The organism is Kribbella sp. NBC_00889, assembly GCF_045207705.1.
Lineage (GTDB): Bacteria > Actinomycetota > Actinomycetes > Propionibacteriales > Kribbellaceae > Kribbella.
On the sequence record NZ_CP108783.1, the window covers coordinates 3756049 to 3774923 of the forward strand.

At 69.8% G+C, this 18875-nt stretch carries 22 protein-coding genes; 4 read left to right on the forward strand and 18 right to left on the reverse strand.

The genetic code is table 11. The annotated features are described in order from the left end of the window. The first annotated feature begins 198 nt into the window (after positions 1 to 198). Positions 199 to 567, forward strand: coding sequence for a YciI family protein (locus tag OG817_RS18310; protein WP_360439857.1), 369 nt, complete (start codon positions 199 to 201; stop codon positions 565 to 567). Beyond that, positions 567 to 1754, forward strand: a complete 1188-nt coding sequence (locus OG817_RS18315; RefSeq protein ID WP_406056185.1) for an RNA polymerase sigma factor — start codon at positions 567 to 569, stop codon at positions 1752 to 1754. The genes OG817_RS18310 and OG817_RS18315 overlap by 1 nt, the downstream gene beginning before the upstream one ends. Here the strand turns inward: OG817_RS18315 and OG817_RS18320 are convergent. The 5 genes from OG817_RS18320 to OG817_RS18340 all read right to left on the reverse strand — a co-directional run bounded on the left by OG817_RS18320 (position 1751) and on the right by OG817_RS18340 (position 6482). Further along, the gene (locus OG817_RS18320) at positions 1751 to 2518 is read right to left on the reverse strand and encodes a class I SAM-dependent methyltransferase (RefSeq protein WP_406056187.1); all 768 of its coding nucleotides are present in this window, start codon (positions 2516 to 2518) and stop codon (positions 1751 to 1753) included. The genes OG817_RS18315 and OG817_RS18320 overlap by 4 nt on opposite strands. After that, positions 2515 to 3327, reverse strand: a complete 813-nt coding sequence (locus OG817_RS18325) for a hypothetical protein (RefSeq protein WP_406056189.1) — start codon at positions 3325 to 3327, stop codon at positions 2515 to 2517. The genes OG817_RS18320 and OG817_RS18325 overlap by 4 nt, the downstream gene beginning before the upstream one ends. Beyond that, positions 3324 to 3710, reverse strand: coding sequence for a VOC family protein (locus OG817_RS18330; RefSeq protein WP_406056191.1), 387 nt, complete (start codon positions 3708 to 3710; stop codon positions 3324 to 3326). Before OG817_RS18330 ends, OG817_RS18325 begins: the two co-directional genes overlap by 4 nt. 95 nt (positions 3711 to 3805) lie before the next feature. Next, the gene (locus tag OG817_RS18335) at positions 3806 to 5401 is read right to left on the reverse strand and encodes a DNA polymerase Y family protein (RefSeq protein ID WP_406056193.1); all 1596 of its coding nucleotides are present in this window, start codon (positions 5399 to 5401) and stop codon (positions 3806 to 3808) included. Between the two features lie 40 nt (positions 5402 to 5441). Next, complete coding sequence (locus tag OG817_RS18340) at positions 5442 to 6482, reverse strand: hypothetical protein (RefSeq protein ID WP_406056195.1); 1041 nt, start codon at positions 6480 to 6482, stop codon at positions 5442 to 5444. Between the two features lie 459 nt (positions 6483 to 6941). Between OG817_RS18340 and OG817_RS18345 the strand changes: the two genes are divergently transcribed. Together OG817_RS18345 and OG817_RS18350 are read left to right on the forward strand one after the other, a co-directional pair. Then, on the forward strand, positions 6942 to 7406 hold the full coding sequence (locus OG817_RS18345) for a PPOX class F420-dependent oxidoreductase (RefSeq protein ID WP_396390758.1): 465 nt from the start codon (positions 6942 to 6944) through the stop codon (positions 7404 to 7406). 7 nt (positions 7407 to 7413) lie between these two features. Then, entirely contained in the window at positions 7414 to 8130 is a 717-nt protein-coding gene (locus OG817_RS18350; protein WP_406056197.1) for a PIG-L family deacetylase, read from the forward strand. Here the strand turns inward: OG817_RS18350 and OG817_RS18355 are convergent. The 13 genes from OG817_RS18355 to OG817_RS18415 all read right to left on the reverse strand — a co-directional run bounded on the left by OG817_RS18355 (position 8127) and on the right by OG817_RS18415 (position 18615). Further along, positions 8127 to 8846 carry a GntR family transcriptional regulator gene (locus OG817_RS18355; RefSeq protein ID WP_396389807.1) on the reverse strand — a complete coding sequence of 240 codons (720 nt, stop codon included), beginning with the start codon at positions 8844 to 8846 and terminating at the stop codon, positions 8127 to 8129. The genes OG817_RS18350 and OG817_RS18355 overlap by 4 nt on opposite strands. 117 nt (positions 8847 to 8963) lie before the next feature. Next, a complete protein-coding gene (locus OG817_RS18360) occupies positions 8964 to 9908 on the reverse strand; it encodes a zinc-binding alcohol dehydrogenase family protein (protein ID WP_406056200.1) in 945 nt (314 codons plus the stop codon). 61 nt (positions 9909 to 9969) lie between these two features. Beyond that, complete coding sequence (locus OG817_RS18365) at positions 9970 to 10869, reverse strand: amidohydrolase family protein (protein ID WP_406056202.1); 900 nt, start codon at positions 10867 to 10869, stop codon at positions 9970 to 9972. A gap of 1 nt (position 10870) precedes the next feature. Next, entirely contained in the window at positions 10871 to 11260 is a 390-nt protein-coding gene (locus OG817_RS18370; protein WP_406056204.1) for a cupin domain-containing protein, read from the reverse strand. After that, positions 11257 to 12816: an FAD-dependent monooxygenase gene (locus OG817_RS18375; protein WP_406056206.1), complete on the reverse strand. Its 1560-nt coding sequence runs from the start codon at positions 12814 to 12816 to the stop codon at positions 11257 to 11259. Before OG817_RS18375 ends, OG817_RS18370 begins: the two co-directional genes overlap by 4 nt. A gap of 3 nt (positions 12817 to 12819) precedes the next feature. Further along, on the reverse strand, positions 12820 to 13548 hold the full coding sequence (locus OG817_RS18380) for an SDR family NAD(P)-dependent oxidoreductase (protein ID WP_406056208.1): 729 nt from the start codon (positions 13546 to 13548) through the stop codon (positions 12820 to 12822). After that, entirely contained in the window at positions 13545 to 14273 is a 729-nt protein-coding gene (locus OG817_RS18385; RefSeq protein WP_406056210.1) for a GntR family transcriptional regulator, read from the reverse strand. Before OG817_RS18385 ends, OG817_RS18380 begins: the two co-directional genes overlap by 4 nt. After that, positions 14273 to 14458, reverse strand: coding sequence for a fumarylacetoacetate hydrolase family protein (locus OG817_RS18390; protein WP_406056212.1), 186 nt, complete (start codon positions 14456 to 14458; stop codon positions 14273 to 14275). Before OG817_RS18390 ends, OG817_RS18385 begins: the two co-directional genes overlap by 1 nt. 39 nt (positions 14459 to 14497) lie before the next feature. Next, positions 14498 to 14893, reverse strand: a complete 396-nt coding sequence (locus tag OG817_RS18395; protein ID WP_396389800.1) for a RidA family protein — start codon at positions 14891 to 14893, stop codon at positions 14498 to 14500. Further along, positions 14893 to 15981, reverse strand: a complete 1089-nt coding sequence (locus OG817_RS18400) for an Ldh family oxidoreductase (RefSeq protein ID WP_406056214.1) — start codon at positions 15979 to 15981, stop codon at positions 14893 to 14895. The genes OG817_RS18395 and OG817_RS18400 overlap by 1 nt, the downstream gene beginning before the upstream one ends. Positions 15982 to 15988: 7 nt before the next feature. Next, a complete protein-coding gene (locus OG817_RS18405) occupies positions 15989 to 16768 on the reverse strand; it encodes an ABC transporter permease (protein ID WP_396389799.1) in 780 nt (259 codons plus the stop codon). Then, positions 16765 to 17583 (reverse strand): ABC transporter ATP-binding protein, encoded by an 819-nt coding sequence (locus tag OG817_RS18410; protein ID WP_406056216.1) that lies wholly within the window; start codon positions 17581 to 17583, stop codon positions 16765 to 16767. Before OG817_RS18410 ends, OG817_RS18405 begins: the two co-directional genes overlap by 4 nt. A 9-nt stretch (positions 17584 to 17592) precedes the next feature. Continuing rightward, positions 17593 to 18615, reverse strand: coding sequence for an ABC transporter substrate-binding protein (locus tag OG817_RS18415; RefSeq protein ID WP_396389797.1), 1023 nt, complete (start codon positions 18613 to 18615; stop codon positions 17593 to 17595). Positions 18616 to 18875 lie beyond the last annotated feature (260 nt).

The following is an 18875-nucleotide window of genomic DNA, read 5'->3' on the forward strand; positions in this document are numbered from 1 at the left end:
TTACGCCCGGCCATCCCGGGGCAGGCCCGGGCATTCCCCCCGAATACCAGAACGCGTCGCCACGGATCCCGCTATGCCCGCTGCAAACCAGTGACCCGATCGATACGCAAGGGTGATGCTTAGCCTCGATCCGTGGATCCGCGCAGCGCGCCAGGACCCACGGATGGGGGCTTAGCTTGGTGAACGGGAGGGGTGGCGATGAAGTTCCTGGTGCTGATCTACGGCAATCCGGAGTCGCGCAAGGTCTGGGACGCGCTGAGCGACGAGCAGAAGAAGGAAGGGATGGCCGGGTACGCCGCCCTGCACGAGGCGCTCGCGGCCCGCGGAGAGCTGGTCGCGTCGGAGTCGCTGGACGACCCCGCCGCCACCAAGCAGGTGCTCATCCGCGACGGTCTCCCGATGACCACCGACGGCCCGTTCGCCGAGGTCAAGGAGCAGTTGGCCGGGTTCTACCTGCTCGACTGCGACTCCATGGACCGTGCCGTGGAGATCGTCGGGCAGATCCCGGAGGCGCCGTTCAGCATCGTCGAGGTACGACCGGTCCGCGATCTGTCGGCGTACACCTGATGCCGATCGAGGAGCTGCTGCGCGAGCAAGCACCTCAGGTCCTGAGCGCGCTGGTCCGCCGGTACGGCGACTTCGACGCGTGCGAGGACGCGGTCCAGGAGGCCCTGCTGGCCGCGTCGCAGCAGTGGCCGGGCGACGGCGTACCGGACAACCCGCGCAGCTGGCTGATCACGGTCGCGTCGCGGCGGCGGATCGAGGTATTGCGTAGCGAGGCGGCTCGGCAGCGGCGCGAAGAGACGGTCGCGTTGGAGGCTCCCCCGCCGGATCCGGCGCCGTCGGTCGACGACTCGCTGACGCTGCTGATGCTGTGCTGCCACCCGGCGCTCACGCCGCAGTCGCAGATCGCGCTCACTCTGCGGGCGGTCGGCGGCCTCACCACCGGCGAGATCGCCCGGGCCTTTCTGGTGCCGGAGGCAACGATCGGGCAGCGGATCAGCCGGGCGAAGGCGAAGCTGCAGGGTGCCCGGTTCGCGCTGCCGCCGGCGGCCGAGCAGCCCGAGCGACTGGCCGCCGTACTGCAGGTGCTGTATCTGATCTTCAACGAGGGGTACACCGCGTCGTCCGGCTCGTCGCTGCACCGGGTCGAGCTCAGCACGGAGGCGATCCGGCTGGCCCGGCAGTTGCGCGAGCAGTTGCCCGACGAGGGCGAGGTCGCCGGGCTGCTGGCGCTGATGCTGCTCACGGATGCCCGCCGGCCGGCCCGTACGACGGCCGACGGTGCGCTGGTGCCGTTGCCTGAGCAGGACCGCTCGGTGTGGGACGCCGGCGCGATCGCAGAAGGTACCGAGCTGATCGCCTCGACCCTGCGCGCCGCACCGGTCGGGCCGTATCAGCTGCAGGCGGCGATCGCAGCGGTGCACGACGAGGCGAAGCGCGCCGAGGACACCGACTGGCGCGAGATCCTGATGCTGTTCGAACTCCTCGAGACGATGGCACCCGGCCCGATGATCACGCTGAACCGGATCGTCGCCGTCGCCATGGTGCACGGTCCCACGGCCGGGCTCGCGCTGCTCGACGACGCCGACCCGGCGTTGCGGGACCATCACCGGCTGGCCGCCGTACGCGCGCACCTGCTCGAGCTGTCCGGCGACCGCGACGCCGCTCGGGATGCATACCAGGAGGCGGCGCGGCTGACGCAGAGCGTCCCCGAGCAGCTCTACCTCCAGGGTCGGGCGGACGCGCTCTAAGGTGCGAGCGGACGGCCCCAGCTCAGCTGGGCGACCACCTGCAACTCCAGCAGGCCGTCCTTCGCGTACGGCGTGACCGCATGCTCGACCGCGGTGTCGAACTCGACAGCCTCCTCGTCGGACATCAGGTCCCGAGCGAGTGACGAGGTCGAGTGGAACTGCTCGATGTAGTCGGCAACGCGCTGCTCGAAGGTGATCGGCGTGGTCCGCACCGTGCCCGTCGGCTCCAGCAGTCCCCGCTCCTGGATGGCATCGACCACGCTGTACGCCGGGTTGTAGTTCTGGTTGCGCGAATGACGCTTGGTCGTGACCGCGACGTCGTCCCACCACGGCATGTCCACCGGGCCGTGCTCGATGATCACGAGCTGCGCGTTCGGTGCCAGGTGCGGGACGATCCGGGCGAACGTCTCCTCCCAGGGCATCCAGTGGATGCTGGCGCCCGCGGTGACCAGGGCGTACGGACCGTGCAGCTCGGCCGTCTCGATGCCGCTCACCTGCCAGCGCAGGTTGGGGTGATCACCGCCCGGCCGGTCGCGGCCCGCGTCGACCATCGCCGGAGAGATGTCGATCGCGTCGACCCGCTCGACCCTCGGCGCCAGCGGCCGCGCGATCGCTCCCTCGCCGGCGCCGATGTCGAGCACCGTCCTCGGCTCGTCGGTGATCAGCGCTGCGAGCCGGTCGAACACCTCGTCCGGGTACGGCGGACGATGCTGATACGCCTCTGCCACGGCCTCGTACTGGAACGTTCCCGCCAGGTCGCTCATGCCGACAGCCTCGCACGAACCTCGTCCATCGCCCGGTCGGTCGACCAGCGGGCCAGCTCCGGCCAGGTGTGGTCGCGGCGCAACGCCTGGATCAGGCGGGTGCCGACGAAGTACCCGATGCGCTTCGGGAAGCCGGCCTGTCCGCTCATCGTGAGGTAGCGACCGCTGATGGCGTCGTCCTCGGAGTCGAGGTCCGCCAGGATGGCCGCCTCAGCCTCCTGCCGCCGGCTCTCACAGTCGGCGAGCCAGTCGTCGTACCCGGGTCCGAACCAGAGATGCTCGGCGAGGTCGTACTGCGGGAAAAGCTCCGCGGTCAGTGCGGTGGCGAAGCCCTCGCTGTAGATCGATTGGCCGAGCGGTCCGTCGTCGGGCCAGGGATGCTCCGGCAGTGGGAGCTGCAGCGCATGGGCGATCTCGTGGGCCGCGAGGATCTCGGCCGATCGCTCGTCCGGGATCATCTCGACCGCCAGGTACAGCGTGCCGCCGTCGACCCAGCCGTTCGACGTACCCAGTCCGACCATCGCGACGCCGTGGATGTCGACGTGCTCCGCCTCCAGCACGGGTACGACGCGTGCCGCCGCCTCCTCGATCCAACGGGTGGCGTGTGGTGCGTTGGCGCGGATGCGTGCTTCTAGTTCGGGGTAGGTCGCAAGGGCCTTCTCCAGGCGATCGGGCTCGAGGGTGCGTCCCGTGCGGGTGAAGTCGTTGAGCACTTCCGGGTGCTGCCCGGCGTACCCATCCCACTGTCTGTTCGGGTCGGTCCAGAACTCCAGGAAGGCGGGCACGAGGTCCCGGACGTCGACTGTCATTCGCTCCCCCACGAGGTCGAGTGTTCGGCGAAGTACTCCGGCTCGCTGTGCATCGGGATCACGCAGAGCAGATGCCCACCGGGCGCCCGCAGCGTGTGACAGCCCTGCCAGCTTGATACCTCGACGGCACCCAACCCGGTCAGCCGCGCGACCTCCGCGGCGACGTCGTCGGTCTCGATATCCAGGTGGTACCGCGGCGCGTCGTCGATCGACTGGATCGCCAGCACATACCCGGGCACTCCGTCGTGCAACGACGTGAACTGCGGCTCCCCGGGCGGCGACGAGGTCCGCACCCCGAGCGCCTGCGACCAGAAACCGACCGCCCCGGGCACCTCGTCCTGGTGCACATCGATCAAGAACGTCGACACCCTGCTCCTGTGCATGCAGCCAACCTAGACGGGCCGCGGTCCTCCGATCGCGGCATTTCCGGTCGGCCGGCTGGGGCCGGCTCGGTCGGCTCGGCCCCGGCTCGGTCGTCTCAGTCGTAGGTGGCTTGGGCTTGCCAGGTGGTTCGGTGCAGGGTGAAGAGCCAGGCGCGGGTGTCGGCGGTCTGGAACTGGAAGCGAGCCTGGCGGGACTCGGTGCTGGGGTCCCACCAGCGTTCGTGGGTCAGCCAGGGGCCGGCCCAGGCGGTGATCGGATGCAGCTTGTTGCTGTCGGCAACTTGTGGGGCCGGGTCCAGGCGGAAGGCGGTGGGGGCGCCGGTGAGGGCGCCGCGGGCACTGACCGAGACCTCGCTGCCGTCCTCGGCGTACACCTTCGCCCGCAGCGGCGCGGGGAAGATCGTGGTGGGTGCGAGCGTCGGCCAGCGAGCCGGGTCGACGGAGCTGATCGCGCCCGGCCACGGCTGGTCCGGCGGATGAGCCGGCACCGGGCGGTCGCCCCACGGGATCAGGGTCTGCCGCTCCGCGAACCCCCGGCCGCCGCCGATCACCACCGACGCGACGGCACCGTGACCGAGCATGCTCTGCACGCGGGACAGCGCCCGGTGGATCCGCTCGTCCGGCCCGCCACCCCACAGCCCGTCGACATGGGCACCGACCGGATCCGCCTGATCGGGGACCAGCCGCAGCCGCACGACCGGTGAGGTCAGCTCGCTGGTCGCCGTACCGCTCCCTTGCAGCTGCCAGCGGACCCGGTCCACCACGTCGGCCGCGGAGAACCAGCGCGGATGAAGCCACTCCCGCTCATGGATCCGGCCGGACTCGGTGCCGACCTCGACCCGGAGCGTCGTACACACCAGGCCGAGCTCGGTCAGCCGGGCGATCAACTCGTCGGCGACCGAACGAACCGCGAAGGCGACCTGGTCGACCCGGTCCACGGCCGGCTCGAAGTCGAGGGTCCGGGTGAGCTCGGGCGGGATCTCCCGGGCCACCACCGGACGGTCGTCGGACCCACGGGCCAGCCGGTGGGCGAAGGCACCGTCGGGACCGAACCGGGTCAGCACCTCGGTGCCGGACAGTTGCGCGAACGCACCCAGCGACCGCAGTCCGAGCCGGCGGAGCAGATCCGCGAGCTGCGGTTGCTCGAGTACGTCGACGGTGAGCGGCGCGAGGAACTCCGGCGACCCGCCGGGCGGGACCACCAGGATCCGCGTCCGCGCCGAGCTCGCCCGGGCCGCCTGCTCGGCCGCGAACGGGCCGTCGGCGATCCCGACCCGGCCGCCGAGGACCTCGAAGGTCTCGAGCCGGTCGAGCAGCTTCTCCGCGGCCTCGGACTCACCGCCGTAGAACCGGGTCGGGCCGCGCGCCTTCAACGCACACATGCCCGGACGGATCACCTGGATGCCGGGGGTGATCGCCTCCAGGCAACTGATCACCGGGTCGAACGCCCGGGCGTCGATCACCGGGTCGTACTTCAGGACGACGAGCTCGGGGCAGCGTGACTGCGCGTCCCGGGCGCGCAGACCGCGGCGAACCCCACCGGCCCGCGCGGCGGCGGAGGTGGCGAGCACCTTGCCCTTCTCGAGGATGGCGATCGGTTCGTCCGGGGAACGGCCGGCGGCCACAGCGGCCGCGGTCACCGGCCAGTCCGGCACCCAGATCACCAACGTGCGCGTCAGCCCACCACCCATCAGCCCACCACCCCTGTGCAGGACAGCCCGTGGTCGCCCATCAGCCCACCGCCTCCTCCGGCCAGGCCGTTCCTTCGGCCCAGGCCGTTCCTTCGGCCCAGGCGGTCTCTTCGGGCCAGGTGGTCTCTGCCGGCCAGCCTGGGGCTTCCTCAGGGGCGGGGTCGACCGAGCGGATGGTGCCGTCCGGGGCGGGGAGCCAGAGCTGGTGCCGCCGGGGGCCACCGACGACTCTGCGACCGCTCACCACGACGGTCGCCTGCCGCGCCGAGAGCAGCCCTTCGCCGTCACCCAGGCCGGTCCAGGCGTTGCTCTCCACCTCCAGCCGTGCCTCGCTCCCCGGCCAGGAACCGACCGAGATCAGCGTCGCCTTCCGGGTCCGCAGGCGGGCGGCGAGCCGGGACGCCTCCCCCGGGGTCACCTCGCCGGGCGGCCTGACGACGACCACGGTCAGGGCGTCGACCAGCGCTGCGACGACGTTGAGCCAGTCCTGCCCGGGGTCCGGCACCAGCACCAGGCGCTCCAGGTCGACCCCGAGCCCCCGCGCCGCCTCCGCGCCGAACGACGGCATCCCGACCACTCCGCACCAGGCGCCCTCGGCGGACGGACCGGCCATCATCGCCATCACCAGGGCGGTCGAAGTACGCACGGAGTAAACCGCCCCGCTGCGCAGACCGGCCCCGGGCAGAAGCTCGGCGACAGCAGGCAGCGTAGGCAGCTGCCGATCCACCTCGCCGGCGTCCAGCGCCTGCTGCACCCGCCGCATCCGCTCCGCAGAAGGCACGAACCGAGCAGGCTCGGCGGACGAACTGGAGTGGGACAAGGGGAAGCGGGAGGAGGTGGGGTCGGACAAGTCGCCGGGCGGGGCGGGGCGAGCAGGGTCGGTGGGAGGGGCGAGGTGAGCGAGTTCGCCGCCGGAGGGAGGGGCGGAGGGGGTGAGACGGGTGGTGGGGGCGAGTTCGGGGTCTGGGGACTGGGTTTGGGCGGCTTTCTGGGCTTTGGCCCGGGTGAGGAGCTGGCGGGCGTGGTCGAGCGCCGTGACCTTCTGGTCCGGCTTCTGGTCGATCGCGCTGACCCCCGTCATAGACCTATGTTCGAACACCTGTTCGATCATGTCAATGCGGCCGTCCACCGCCCTGCGACAGCTAGAGTCCCGGGCATGCGACGGGTCGATCACCCGCGGTTCATCACCGCTATGCAGCGGATCGACGACAGTATCGACGCCGCCTGGCAGCGGTTCTGCGCCGATTCCGGCGTCCACCAAGGTACGCCGGACGAGCGCGAACTGGCCGAGGCCGTACTGCAGAACACATCAGAGTTCGAGTGGCGCGTGGTGGACGGTGCGCTCAAGCAGCTGACCTGTCCGGAATGCGGCTCCGGCCTGGGCGCAGGCCCGACCGGTTGCACGAGTTGCGACCGGGCCAACGGCTACCGGTTCGCCGCCCGCGAAGCACCTGATCAACCAGCTCACCGACGACGAACTGGAGCAACTGATCACCCCAGCGGACCTCCCCGCGCGCTGATCGAACATAGGGTGGGAGGCATGCCGAGGACCATTGCCACCAACACCAAGACCGATCTGGACGGACTGCTGGAATTCGTCCGGCCCCGTCACCACATGCTGCTGATCACCACCCGCGCGGACGGTACGCCGCAGGCGTCGCCGGTGTCCGGTGGTGTCGACGGCGAGGGCCGCATCGTCATCTCGTCGTACCCGGAGCGGGCCAAGAGCACCAACGTGGAGCGCGACCCGCGGACCAGTGTGGTCGTGCTGTCCGACGAGTGGAGCGGCGCGTGGGTACAGGTGGACGGCCGGGGCGAGGTCATCCAGCTGCCGGACGCGGTGGAGCCCCTGGTCGACTACTACCGGTCGATCTCCGGTGAGCACCCCGACTGGGACGAGTACCGCGAGGCCATGCGGACGCAGGGCAAGTGCCTGATCCGCATCACCCCGGAGCGCTGGAGTCCCATCGCGACGGGTGGGTTCCCGGCCCGGCTGGCCGACTGACCACGGGATGCGTACGGCGCTCGTAGTCCACGCCCACCCGGACGACGAGGTGTTCGCCAGCGGCGCCGCGACCTGGGTGCTGAACTCCACCGGCTGGCGCGTCGTCCTCCGCGTCGCCACACCGGGCATGGGTACGGCGGCCGAGCGGCTGACCGGCTCGTGCGAGCTGCTCGGGATCGACGAATGGGACTGGCTCGGAGAGTCCGGTCAGTGGATCGACGACGGCGGCAGGAACGGACCGCGGACACTGGCGCGTGCTGACCAGGGCGAGGTCGCGGAAGCGGTCGAGAGGACCGTCCGCGACATCTCGCCGGAGCTGGTGCTCACCGTCGGCAGCGACGGCCTCACCGGTCACCCGGACCACATCGCCGTCTCCCGGGCCGTGCAGCTCGCCGTCCAGGGACATCCATGCCGCACTCTGGGAGCCCGGCTGCGCGCCGAGGACGTCCGCGCCGGCGAGGAGCTCGTGCGCCAACTGCTGCCGGACGAGCAGGTCGGCTCCGGACAGGTGGTCGGCTGCCCCGACAGCAGAGCCCTGGAGGAGATCTCCGGCGCACCCGAGCTGTCCCGACGCCGAGCGATGGACCAGTACTACGACGGTCTCGGGACCAAGGCTCTCCCCGAGCTCGTCACGACGTACGGCGGCCGCGGCGACGGGCTGCTCCTCAGAGCGGTCTTCGACGCCTCGGGCTGGCAGCAGGACCGGTTCGAAGTACTCGCCTAGGGCTTGGCGGAGCGGCGGGCCATCGTCTCGCTGATGCGCTGCATGGCGCCTTCCAGGTGGTCACGCAGCGCCGCCTCCGCGCCCTCCTCGTCGTGCGCGACGCACGCGTCCAGGATGGCCTGGTGCTCGCGCCGGGTCTGCTCGATCCGCGCCTTCGTCTGCCGGGAGCCGAACCGGTAGCGCTCGCTGTTCTGCCAGACCGGCTCGATCGCTCGCGGCAGCCACCGGGATCCGCCGGCCCGGTAGATGGCGAAGTGGAACTCGGTGTGCGCCTGCCGGGATGCGATGTTGTCGCCGAGCTTCGACAGCCGCACGTGCTCGGCCAGCGCGTCGCGAGCCTGGGTCGCGTCCGAGTCGGCGAACCGGGTCGCAGCCGCCCGGACCGCCAGCGTCTCCAGGGAGAGCCGGGTCTGGTGCGTGTCGCGCAGGTCCTCCATCGAGAGCTCACGCACCCACGCGCCCTTGTGCGGCACGATCTCGACCAGTCCGAGCGCCGCCATCCGCCGCAGTCCTTCGCGGATCGGCATCTGGCTCATGTCCAGCCGCTTGGCGAGCTCCTCCAGGCGGAGCGCCGTACCACTCGGGAGCTCACCGGAAAGGATCAGTTCGTGCAACTCGGCGGCGGCTTCTTCGGCGAGAGTACGACGGCCGGTCGGTCCCCCAGGTGTGAGCTCGAGTCGTCGGGTCATCGGGTACGGGCTGCCTCTCTCCTTCATCGCAGACAAGCTCTGGGAGGTAACCGTATCCGCCACCGGGTGATCTCGGGCATTCCGACAACAGATTGCCCAGCCCGGGGCATCACCGATCCAGGCCAGGCAGCCTAGATCAGGCAGTCAGTTCAGCGTCGTCAAGTCCAGCAGAACGCGTCCGCCGATCGTCGACCCGTCCAGAACCTCGCCCACGCGGTCCGCCGCCACCAGTACGGCGTCCGCTCTGGGGCGCGCGAGCGCGATGTCCGCCAGCGCCTGGCCGACCGCACCGGGCTCGAGGGTGGTCCGCTGGACGTTCACCGGCAGCACCCGCAGGTCCCGGCCGATCAGCTGGTGCAGGTCGATGGTGGTGAACTCGCCGGCCTTGTAACCGAGTACGGCGATCCGTCCACCCGGAGTGATGTGTCCGAGCACTCCACTGGTCACCGGACCGCCGACGGTGTCGATCGCGGCGTCGCACCACTGCAGCTCGCGGCCGACCTGCCCCAGCTCGTCCACCCGGACGATCTGGTCGACCAGCCCGGACACCGCATCGACAGGCTCCCCGGCCCAGGCCAGTCCGATCACCCGCGACGCACCAGCCGACCGCGCCACCGCAGCACAGAGTCGCCCGACCAGTCCGCCGATCCCGGTGATCACTACCGACTCACCCTCGAGTACGCCCGCTACCCGCCGTACTGCGGTGTGGGCGGTCAGCGCGGGAGTCAGCAGGGTCACTGCGGCCGCAGGCTCCAGCCCAGCAGGCAGACGATGTACGGCGGCGTCCGGTACGACGGCGTACCGGCCCCAGAGGCCCTGCCTGGTGACGCCGACGCCCTCGCCGCGGATCACCACCGGAGTCCCTGCCTCGTGGAGGGCAGAGCCAACCACGACACCGGCACCCTCTGAGCCCGGAACGAACGGCTGGGTCGGCTGCTTGCCGGCCACCACCGACCGGTCCTGTTGGGTCACGGCGGCAAGCCGCATCTCGACCAGCGTCTCCCCCGGCCCCGCGGCCAGTTCGATGTCCTCGGTCTTGAACTGCAGTCCCGGCCCATGACTTCGCAGGACCGGCCCCCGTACGTTCATGCCTCTACCCCGTTCACGATTTGATATCTGATCACACCCACGCTCTGACGAAGAGCGCGTCTCACTGAGCGACAACCTCCTGAGCCAGCGGCCGGGTCAGCTCGTCGGCCGCGGTCGCCCGCGCGGCCACGATCGAGTCACTGCCCATCGGGAACGGCCAGTCGCTCCCGGCCAGCACCCGCTCCGCCCCGAAGGTCTTCCCGAGCAGCTCCAGCACCCCCTCGTCGTGCACCAGGTCGTCCACGTAGAACCGGCGCAACGCGTCGGCCACCGGCAAGGAGGGCGCGACGATGCCCGGCCGCGCCTGGTCGATCCCTCGCTGCCACCGCCCCGCCACCGCTGCCGTCACCCCACCCCCATGGCACAAACAGAACCGGATCCCCGGAAACCGGCCCACCACATCCGCGAAGACCAGCGACGCCGCGGCCAGGCCGGTCTCGTACGGATTCCCCAACAGGTTCGTCAAGTAGAACGACTGGAGGCGCTCGTCGTCACTGTGGCCCGGGTGAACAAGAGTGAAAGCCTCGATTTCGTGCAGCACCCGCCACACCGGGTCCAGTCCGGCGTAGCTCGGCGTACCCAGGGCGAAGCCGCTGAAGACGCCCTCACCGGCCAGCGACGCGGCAACAGACGGAGCCTCGGCATCCAGCAGCGGCAGGTGGCCCAGCACGCGCAACTGCGGTGTGGCGAGCTCCCGAAGGCCCTGGTTGACCAACTCGGCCCACTCGACGCCGGCGTCGTACCGGAACAGGGCGGGCGGCACGGACACGACCGCGCCGTCCAGGTCCTGCTCGTCGATCCAGTGCAGCAGTGCGGCCGGGTCTGCCAAACGCTTGAGCGGCAACCGCTCCCCGTCGACCACCAGCGAGCCGCTGTCGACGGCCAGCTCGAACTCACCCTTGTACGCCGCCGACAGGACGGTCGGCGGTATCAGGTGGGTGTGGATGTCCCAGCCACCCATGTCAGCGGGCGTCCTCGTCGTTGTCGTAGAACGACGGGCGCTCCGGATAGTGCGGCCCGTCGTACACCTCCAGCAGGATCGAGGTCTCCTCGGCCCGGGTCGGACCGTGCACCACACCCTTGGGATTCCAGTAGAAGCTGCCCTTGGTCAGCGTGGTCCCGGTCGGCAGGTACACGTACCGCCCGGACAGGCAGAACATGAACTGGTTCGACGCGTGCTTGTGCTCCGACGGGATCCCGGACCCCTTCTCGAACCGCACCAGCGCGATCGACGCCTCGGTCTCCGGGTCGCGCCACAGCATCTTGTGCGACAGCCCGGCGAGCGACTTCTCCACCCACTCCAGGTCGTCCGTCTGCAGCAACACCTCCCGCAGCGACTCGTCGAAGCTCACGGGACCTCCCGGCCGGTCACATGTGTGTACAGCTCCTCGGCCACACCGGCGGCCATCGGAGCCACCGCGGCGATGTGACCATCCGGCCGGACCAGTACGACGCTCTCCGCGGGTACGCCGTACCTGTTCGTGGCAATGCTGCCCGGGTCGAACAGGGACCGGTCCCGGAGACCGGAGTCGTGGGGCGCGTCCCAGCGGGAGACGGCGTAGTGCTTCAACGCCGGCGAGTCGTTGACCGGGATGTCCGGACGACGCCGTACGTCGGTCAAGTACAGCGCGACGAACGAGTCGCGGCACAGGTCGTGGATCGTCACGCGACCAGTCGGGCTCTGCAGCACGAGGTCAGGCGCTCGGTCACCGGCTCGTACGGCTGGAGGAGCTGCAGCGGTGGCCACCATCGACCAGTCCCCTGTGCCCTCCACGTCCAGCCGGACGCTGAGCAGCGTGCGGTTGTACGCCGTCGCCCAGTCGCCCGCGGTCTCGGTGACGGCACCACGCTGATGCGACATGTACATGCGGGCCGCCTCGGCCATCTCACCCGAGCCGTTGATCGCCACCGGGCGCTGCTCCTGCTCGTAGCCGTCCAGCAACGACGGATCGGCCCAGCCGCGCAGTACCCAGGCAAGCCGCCACGGCAGGTTGGACGCGTCCAGAGCACCCGTGTTCAGGCCCAGCGCCCACATCGGCGTGATCAGGTGTGCCGCATCGCCCATCAGGAACACCCTGCGGTCCGCAGTCCACTGCTCAGCGACCCGGTGGTGCACGTTGTAGACGACCGAGCCCATCAGCTCGATCCGGTCCACCTCGCCGATGAACTGCTTGACCTTGACCAGCATGTCCTCGTCGCCCGGCGGCTCCGTCCCCGGGCCGAGCGGGAACAGGAACCGCCAGTTGTCCGGCTGCCGGATCAGCACCATCCACTCGGACTTGTCCGCGAAGTACGCCAGGTACGGGTAGTCGCGAGCGTTGTCCACATCCAAGTCGACGATGACGTCGATCAGCATGTACCGCTCGGGCAGGGTCTCCCCCACCACCTTCACACCGAGCGCATCCCGGATCTTGCTGCGGCCACCGTCACACGCGAGCAGGTGCGACGCCTCCAGCTCACGCGGCCCGTCCGGCGTCTCCAGTTGCAGTACGACGCGGTCGTCGCGCACCTCGAACGACGTCATCCGGTGCCGGGTCAGGACCGGCTGCGGCAGCGCGGCCGCGAGGATCGGCTCCATCTTCTGCTGCGGCAGGTTGATCACGAACGGGAACTGGGTGTCGTTGACCAGCTCGGCCAGCTGCACCGAGGCCCGCGCCGTGTTGGTGGCCCGGTCGATGTCGCCGATCTCGTCGATCCGCAGCGCGGCCGCCAGGATGCCGTCGACGGCGCCGTAGCGGTTCCAGATCTCGAGAGTCCGGCTGAGCGTCGTCCCGGCCTTGGTGTCGGAGGACAGTACGGCGTCCTCCTCGAGCAGCACGAACGGGACACCGTAGTGGGCCAGCCCGAGGGCCGTCGTCAGGCCGATCGGCCCGGCCCCCACCACCGCAACAGGCAACTGATCAGTCACACATCACTCCACAAAGCTCGTGAGCTTGGCAAAGGCGCGTTCCCGGGTCAGCATCGACCCGGTCATCGCCGCAGCGTCGGACAGCAGGAACAGCAACGGGCCGACCACGTCCTCGGGGTCGCCGATACCTATGGTGTCGCGCCAGTGGTCGCGGTCCGCACCGGCGTTCGCACCGCGGAACTGCTCGGTGTCGATCACCCCCGGCGAGACCACGTTCACCCGGACCCAGTGCTCGGCCACCTCCGCGGCCAGCGACTTGGCGAAGGCGACCAGCGCCGCCTTGCTCGAGGCGTACGCCGACGCACCTGGATAACCGCCGGCGGCCATGCCGGACGTGAACACGACCACCGATCCGGACCGCCGCGCCACCAGATGCGGTACCACGGCCTGACACACCCAGACCACGCCGTCGAGGTTGACCTGAAGGGCGCGGGCCCACTCGGCCGGATCCATGTCCAGCACCTGCGACCGCGGCTGCACTGCCGCTCCGGCGACCAGACCGTCGATCCGCCCGTGCCGGGTCAGCACCGACGCGACGGCCGACTCCACCGCCGACCGGTCGGCCACGTCCACCTCGACGTACTCGACGGCGGCGTCGGCCGGCTTCACGACATCGAAGACGACCGCCGTCCCACCACAGGCGTTGACAGCCGCGGCCAGCGCCGCACCGATGCCCTGCGCGCCGCCGGTGATCACCACGACCTCGCCGGTCGCGTCGAAGCGCACCTTCATGACGACTCCTTCTGCTTCGACGGGCCGTGCTGATTCCCCTCGGCCCGCCTTGTCATGGTCTCGGTGATCCGCTGGAACGCACCGGCCAGATGGTTGCGCAGGGCCCGCTCCGCCGCATCCGAGTCGCGGGCGACACACGCGTCCAGGATGGCCTGGTGCTCCTGCCGGTTGCGCTCGATCAGGAAATCGGTCGGCCGGCTGCCGAACCGGTATCGCTCGCTGTTCTGCCAGACCGGCTCGATCGCCCTGGCCAGCCACTGCGAGCCGCTGGCCCGGTAGAGCGTGAAGTGGAAGTCCGCGTGCGCCTGCCGAGCGCCGATCGAGTCCTCTGCCCGCGACAACCGCAGGTGCTCGGCCAACGCGGCCGCGGCCCGCTGGAAGTCTCCGTCGGCGAACCGTTCCGCCGCCGCCCGCACCGCCAGGCTCTCCAGCGCCAGCCGGGTCTCGTGTGTGTCCCGCAGATCCTCCAGCGACAGGTCGCGGACCCACGCACCGCGGTGCGGGATGATCTCGACCAGTCCGAGCGCCTCCAGCCGCCGGAGTCCTTCCCGGACCGGCATCTGACTCATCTCGAGCCGGTTCGCCAGCTCCACCAGGCGCAACGGCGTACCGCTGGGGAGCTCTCCGGACAGGATCAGCTGGTGCAGTTCGGCGGCGGCATGTTCTGCGAGGGTACGACGGCCGCCGCGTCCGCCGCCGGGCAACAGCTCGAGTGGGCCGGTCATCACAGCACCTGCCGGACGACGGTGTTGCGCAACTCGCCGATCTTGTCTGCCCGCGTCACCACGACGTCGCCTTCCTGCAGGAACACCTGCGGCTCCCGCGCGTTGCCGATGCCTGCCGGTGTGCCGGTCAGCAGAAGGTCGCCCGGCCGCTCCTGGCCGGCGTGCTCCACCATCACGTACCGCATCTCAGGTCCACTCGACGCCGCGCATCATTTCCCCCCAGGTCATGAGATCACCGCGATCGCGTTGATCTCGATCAGGTAGTCAGGGTGCGCGAGCTTGCTGACCTCGACCATCGTCGAGGCCGGCAGCGGTTCGGCGAAGTACTGCGCCCGGATCTCGTGGATCTTCGCGAAGTCCTCCATGTTGCGCACGTACACATCCACCCGGCACACGTCGGCGAGCGTGCCGCCGGCCGCCTGGACCGCCGCCTGCACGTTCTCCAGCACCTGCCGCGTCTGCTCCCGGATGTCGCCGGCGCCGGCGATGCTGCCATCCGGACGGCGGGCGGTCATCCCCGAGACGAACACCAGCCGGCCCGTCGCCTCGATCGTGGTGGCCTGTGAGAACACGCCGTTCGGGCTGTGCAGCGTGTCCGTCGAGATCTGCTTCTTCGGCATCAGCTCAGTACCCCTCCCGCCGGAACGACAGCACCGACCGCCCGTGCGGCCGCCAGCAGCGCGTCCAGCCCCGACCTCTCGATCAGTACGCCGTGCCGCCGCTGGTGTGCTGCCCGTTCCGCCTCGATCTCCCCCGGCAGGTACAGCCGGTTCACCCCTGGCGCGGTCGCACTGCCGCGCACCCGCGCGGCCAGCCCGGACGAGCGCCGACGGAAACTCTCCACCCCGCCCATCAACTCCGGGTCGATGGCCAGGAACAGATGCGCGCAGTCGTTCGGCCGGTCCGGCTCCCGGTACAGCGGGCGGACCTGGTCACCCCAGCCGCCACCGCTCAGTACGCCGGTCAGGACGTCGATCATCAGCGCCAGACCGAAACCCTTGTGCCCGGCGGCCGGCAGCAGCATGCCCAGGACGGCCTCTTCCGCATCCGTGGTCGGCGTGCCCGACGGGTCGGTGGCCCAGCTTTCCGGGATCGGCCGCCCGGCCGACGCGGCCAGCCGGATCTTGCCCAGGGCAACGGCCGACAGGGCCATGTCGAGCACGATCTCCACCCCGGCCGAGGTGGGCACCGCGATCGCCAGCGGATTGTTGCCGACGATCCGCTCGGCGCCACCGGGCGCGGGCATCAGCGGCGTGGTGTTGGACATCGCCACGCCGATGCATCCCGCCTGCCCGGCCTGCATGGCCCAGCGGCTGGCCGCACCGAAGTGGTGCGCGTTGCGGACCGACACCAGGCCGAGGCCGTAGCGGCCGGCTCGCTCGATCGCATGGCCCATCGCCTGTGGGCTCGACAGTTGCCCCATCCCGCCGCGCGCGTCCACGACCATCGCCGCACCCGCGTCGTACAGCATGTCGAGCTCGCGTTCCCGGGTGACGCCGCCGGCGTTGAGGCGCTCGACGTACATCGGGACGAGCATGATGCCGTGCGAACTCACCCCGCGTAAGTCCGCCTCGACGAGGGCGGCGGCGATCTTGGTGGAGTCGGCCGGGTCGAAGCCGAGCGCGGTGAAGACGGCCGAGACGGTGGCTTCCAGCCAGGCAGGCCGGACCAGGACCCGGCGGTCGGCGTCGGAGGCTTGTGCGGTCACCGGGCGCTCACCGCGATTCCTGCGCCCAGGGCAGGAACAGGTGCTCCAGCAGGACCAGGATGTAGAACAAGACGATGCTCAGGATGCTGAGCAGGGTGATCGCGGCGAACGCCAGCGGCGTGTCCGCACTCGCGCCCGACTGGTAGATCACGTAGCCAAGGCCGTGGGTCGTGCCAACGAACTCGGCGATCACCGAACCGATCACCGCCAGCGAGATCGCCACCTTCATGCCGGTGAACATCTGCGGCATCGCGTAGCGCAGCCGCAGCTTGAAGAACTCCTGCGCCCGGCTCGCATTCAGCGACCGGAGCAACTCGACCAGCTCGATCGGCGTCGATTTCATCCCCTGTGCGGTCGAGATGACGATCGGGAAGAAACAGACCAGCAGCACCATGACCACCTTCGGCCACTGACCGAAGCCCATCCACACCACCAGCAGCGGAGCGATCGCGACCTTCGGAATCGCGTTCACCATCAGCAGCAGCGGGTACACCAGCCGCTCCAGCAGCACCGACCGGACGATCAACAGCGCGATCGGTACGCCGACCACGATCGCCAGCAGGAAGCCCTCGACCGTCTCCAGGATCGACGTCCCGGTCTCGGTCAGCAGGTACGACGGCTGGTCCATGAAGCTGATGACGACGTCCTTCGGACTCGGCAGCAGGTAGGACTCGATCCCGAACACGATCGTGGCCAGCCACCACAGCGCGATCGCACCGGCCAGGCCGATGATCGGCAGCAGCACCGCCGCGACCGGCGAGTCCTTCAGCCAGGACCGTTTGGTCATCGCGGCCGCACCTCGTCCACCTGCCGCGGCGCCGGCTCTTCAATCGGCGCCACCTTCTCCGCGAGCAGACCGTGCAGCAGTCCGCTGATCCGGGCGACCTCGGTCAGGTGTGCGTTCTGGCCCAGGGTGCGCGGGCGCGGGATGTCGATGTCGACGACCTCGCGCAGCCGGCCCGGCCGCGGGGTCAGCACGACCACCCGGTCGGCCAGCAGCACGGCCTCCTCGATCGAGTGGGTGACGAAGACGATCGTCGTGTCCAGCTCCATCTTGATCCGCTGCAGTTCGTCGGACAGCTCGGTCCGGGTGAGCGCGTCGAGCGCGGAGAACGGCTCGTCCATCAGCATCACCTGCGGGTCGCGGATCAGCGACCGGCACAGTGAGACGCGCTGCTGCATGCCGCCGGACAGCTCGTGCGGCAGCCGCCGCTCGAATCCGGTCAGCCCGGTCAGCTCCAGCAACTCGTGGGCCCGGTCGCGGTACGCCGCCCGGCCCCGATCGCCCTCGCCGCCGTCGATCTCGATCGGCAGCATGACGTTCGACAGCACCGACCGCCACGGCAGCAGCGCCGGCCGCTGGAACATGAACGAGACGTCCCGGCGCGGACCGGTGACGGGGTCACCCGCCACCCGGACCGCGCCGGACGTCGGTGAGATCAGTCCCGCGATCAGCCGGAGCAGAGTGGACTTGCCACATCCGGACCGGCCGATCAGCGTGACGAACTCGTTCTGCTGGACGTGCAGGTCGATCTCCTCGAGGGCCGTGACCTGGCCCTCGCGTCCGTCGAAGACCTGCCCCACACCGTCCAGCCGGATCATCGACGAGATTCAGCTCTTCGGCGCGAGGTCGATGCTGACGACGTCCTCGGACTTGACCGAGCCCGCGGGCGTGATCGCGCCGGCCTCGTCCAGCAGCTTCAGGATGGTCTGCACCCGCTGCGGGTCGACCGAGCCGAGCGGGTCGTTGAAGCCGTCCGGCTTGACGTACGGCTTCATCAGCTTGAGCTCTTCGGTGGCGACGCCGAGGTCGGTCTGCGGCACGTACTTCTTCAGGATCGCGGCGGCCGCGGCCGGGTCGTCGATGGTGTCCTGCAGGCCCTTGAGCAGCGCGGCGGTGAACTTCTTCACCTGGTCCGGGTGGTCCTTGGCCAGATCGGTCCGGGTGATGATCGCGTTGCCGTACAGGTCCGGCAGCACCTCGCCGTAGGGCAGTACGACGGCCTTGCGGTGCTTCGGGTCCGCCTTCTCGACCAGCGGTACGCCGACCACGAACTGGCCGATCGCCGGCACCTTCCCGGACGCGAGCAGCTGCGGCAACGCCGGCGGCGGGGACGGGATGAAGTCGGTCTTGTCGGCGGGAATCTTGGCCGCCTTGGCGTAGACCGGGAACATCACCGTGTTGGTCGAGCCCGGCTGGTCGCCGACGGACTTGCCGACCAGGTCCTGCGGCTTGGTGATGCCGTAGCCCTCCAGCGAGACGATCGCGGCCAGCGAGCGCTGGTGGATCATCCCGACCGTGGTCACCGGCAGCTTCTGCTTGCCCAGGGTGATGACGGCGCCGGTGAAGTCACCGATGCCGTAGTCGGCCTGGCCGCCGGCCACCAGCTTCATCACGTCGACCGTGCCGGAGCCCGGGTTGATCGTGACGTCGAAGCCGGCGTCCTTGAAATAGCCCTTCTCCAGGGCCACGTAGGCGTAAGCCTCCCGGCCGAAGGTGTTGAAGGAGGTCAGATAGCTGACCTTCGTCAGGCCGGTGTCGGCCTGCTTTCCCTCATCGTCGTTGTTGCACGCGCTGACCAGGGCGAGCCCCAGGACCGCCACCAACGCGATGACGGAACGCCTCAACCTCATATCGACCTCTCTCGTCCGATATTTGATCAAACATCAAATTCAGAAAGGTGGTCAATCGGCCTTTGGGGACTTCACCGGGACTTTACGTCCCCGTGCCAGGTCCCCGCAGAGCCCTTCGGCCACCCGTTCTGGAGCCGTTTCCCCTACCCGTCCTGTCTAGGACCGGCATCCCGCCCCGACCACAGACCGTACCTGCCCGGACAGCAGATCGCGACGGCCGCAGGCTCCGAAACCGTCCGTTCGGTGTCAAATTTGTGTAA

Coding starts and splice junctions, on each gene's coding strand:
- OG817_RS18310 (WP_360439857.1), top strand. CDS start 199: ATGAAGTTCCTGGTGCTGATCTACGGCAATCCGGAGTCGCGCAAGGTC.
- OG817_RS18315 (WP_406056185.1), top strand. CDS start 567: ATGCCGATCGAGGAGCTGCTGCGCGAGCAAGCACCTCAGGTCCTGAGC.
- OG817_RS18320 (WP_406056187.1), bottom strand. CDS start 2,518: ATGAGCGACCTGGCGGGAACGTTCCAGTACGAGGCCGTGGCAGAGGCG.
- OG817_RS18325 (WP_406056189.1), bottom strand. CDS start 3,327: ATGACAGTCGACGTCCGGGACCTCGTGCCCGCCTTCCTGGAGTTCTGG.
- OG817_RS18330 (WP_406056191.1), bottom strand. CDS start 3,710: ATGCACAGGAGCAGGGTGTCGACGTTCTTGATCGATGTGCACCAGGAC.
- OG817_RS18335 (WP_406056193.1), bottom strand. CDS start 5,401: ATGGGTGGTGGGCTGACGCGCACGTTGGTGATCTGGGTGCCGGACTGG.
- OG817_RS18340 (WP_406056195.1), bottom strand. CDS start 6,482: ATGACGGGGGTCAGCGCGATCGACCAGAAGCCGGACCAGAAGGTCACG.
- OG817_RS18345 (WP_396390758.1), top strand. CDS start 6,942: ATGCCGAGGACCATTGCCACCAACACCAAGACCGATCTGGACGGACTG.
- OG817_RS18350 (WP_406056197.1), top strand. CDS start 7,414: ATGCGTACGGCGCTCGTAGTCCACGCCCACCCGGACGACGAGGTGTTC.
- OG817_RS18355 (WP_396389807.1), bottom strand. CDS start 8,846: ATGAAGGAGAGAGGCAGCCCGTACCCGATGACCCGACGACTCGAGCTC.
- OG817_RS18360 (WP_406056200.1), bottom strand. CDS start 9,908: ATGAACGTACGGGGGCCGGTCCTGCGAAGTCATGGGCCGGGACTGCAG.
- OG817_RS18365 (WP_406056202.1), bottom strand. CDS start 10,869: ATGGGTGGCTGGGACATCCACACCCACCTGATACCGCCGACCGTCCTG.
- OG817_RS18380 (WP_406056208.1), bottom strand. CDS start 13,548: ATGAAGGTGCGCTTCGACGCGACCGGCGAGGTCGTGGTGATCACCGGC.
- OG817_RS18385 (WP_406056210.1), bottom strand. CDS start 14,273: ATGACCGGCCCACTCGAGCTGTTGCCCGGCGGCGGACGCGGCGGCCGT.
- OG817_RS18390 (WP_406056212.1), bottom strand. CDS start 14,458: ATGCGGTACGTGATGGTGGAGCACGCCGGCCAGGAGCGGCCGGGCGAC.
- OG817_RS18395 (WP_396389800.1), bottom strand. CDS start 14,893: ATGCCGAAGAAGCAGATCTCGACGGACACGCTGCACAGCCCGAACGGC.
- OG817_RS18405 (WP_396389799.1), bottom strand. CDS start 16,768: ATGACCAAACGGTCCTGGCTGAAGGACTCGCCGGTCGCGGCGGTGCTG.
- OG817_RS18410 (WP_406056216.1), bottom strand. CDS start 17,583: ATGATCCGGCTGGACGGTGTGGGGCAGGTCTTCGACGGACGCGAGGGC.
- OG817_RS18415 (WP_396389797.1), bottom strand. CDS start 18,615: ATGAGGTTGAGGCGTTCCGTCATCGCGTTGGTGGCGGTCCTGGGGCTC.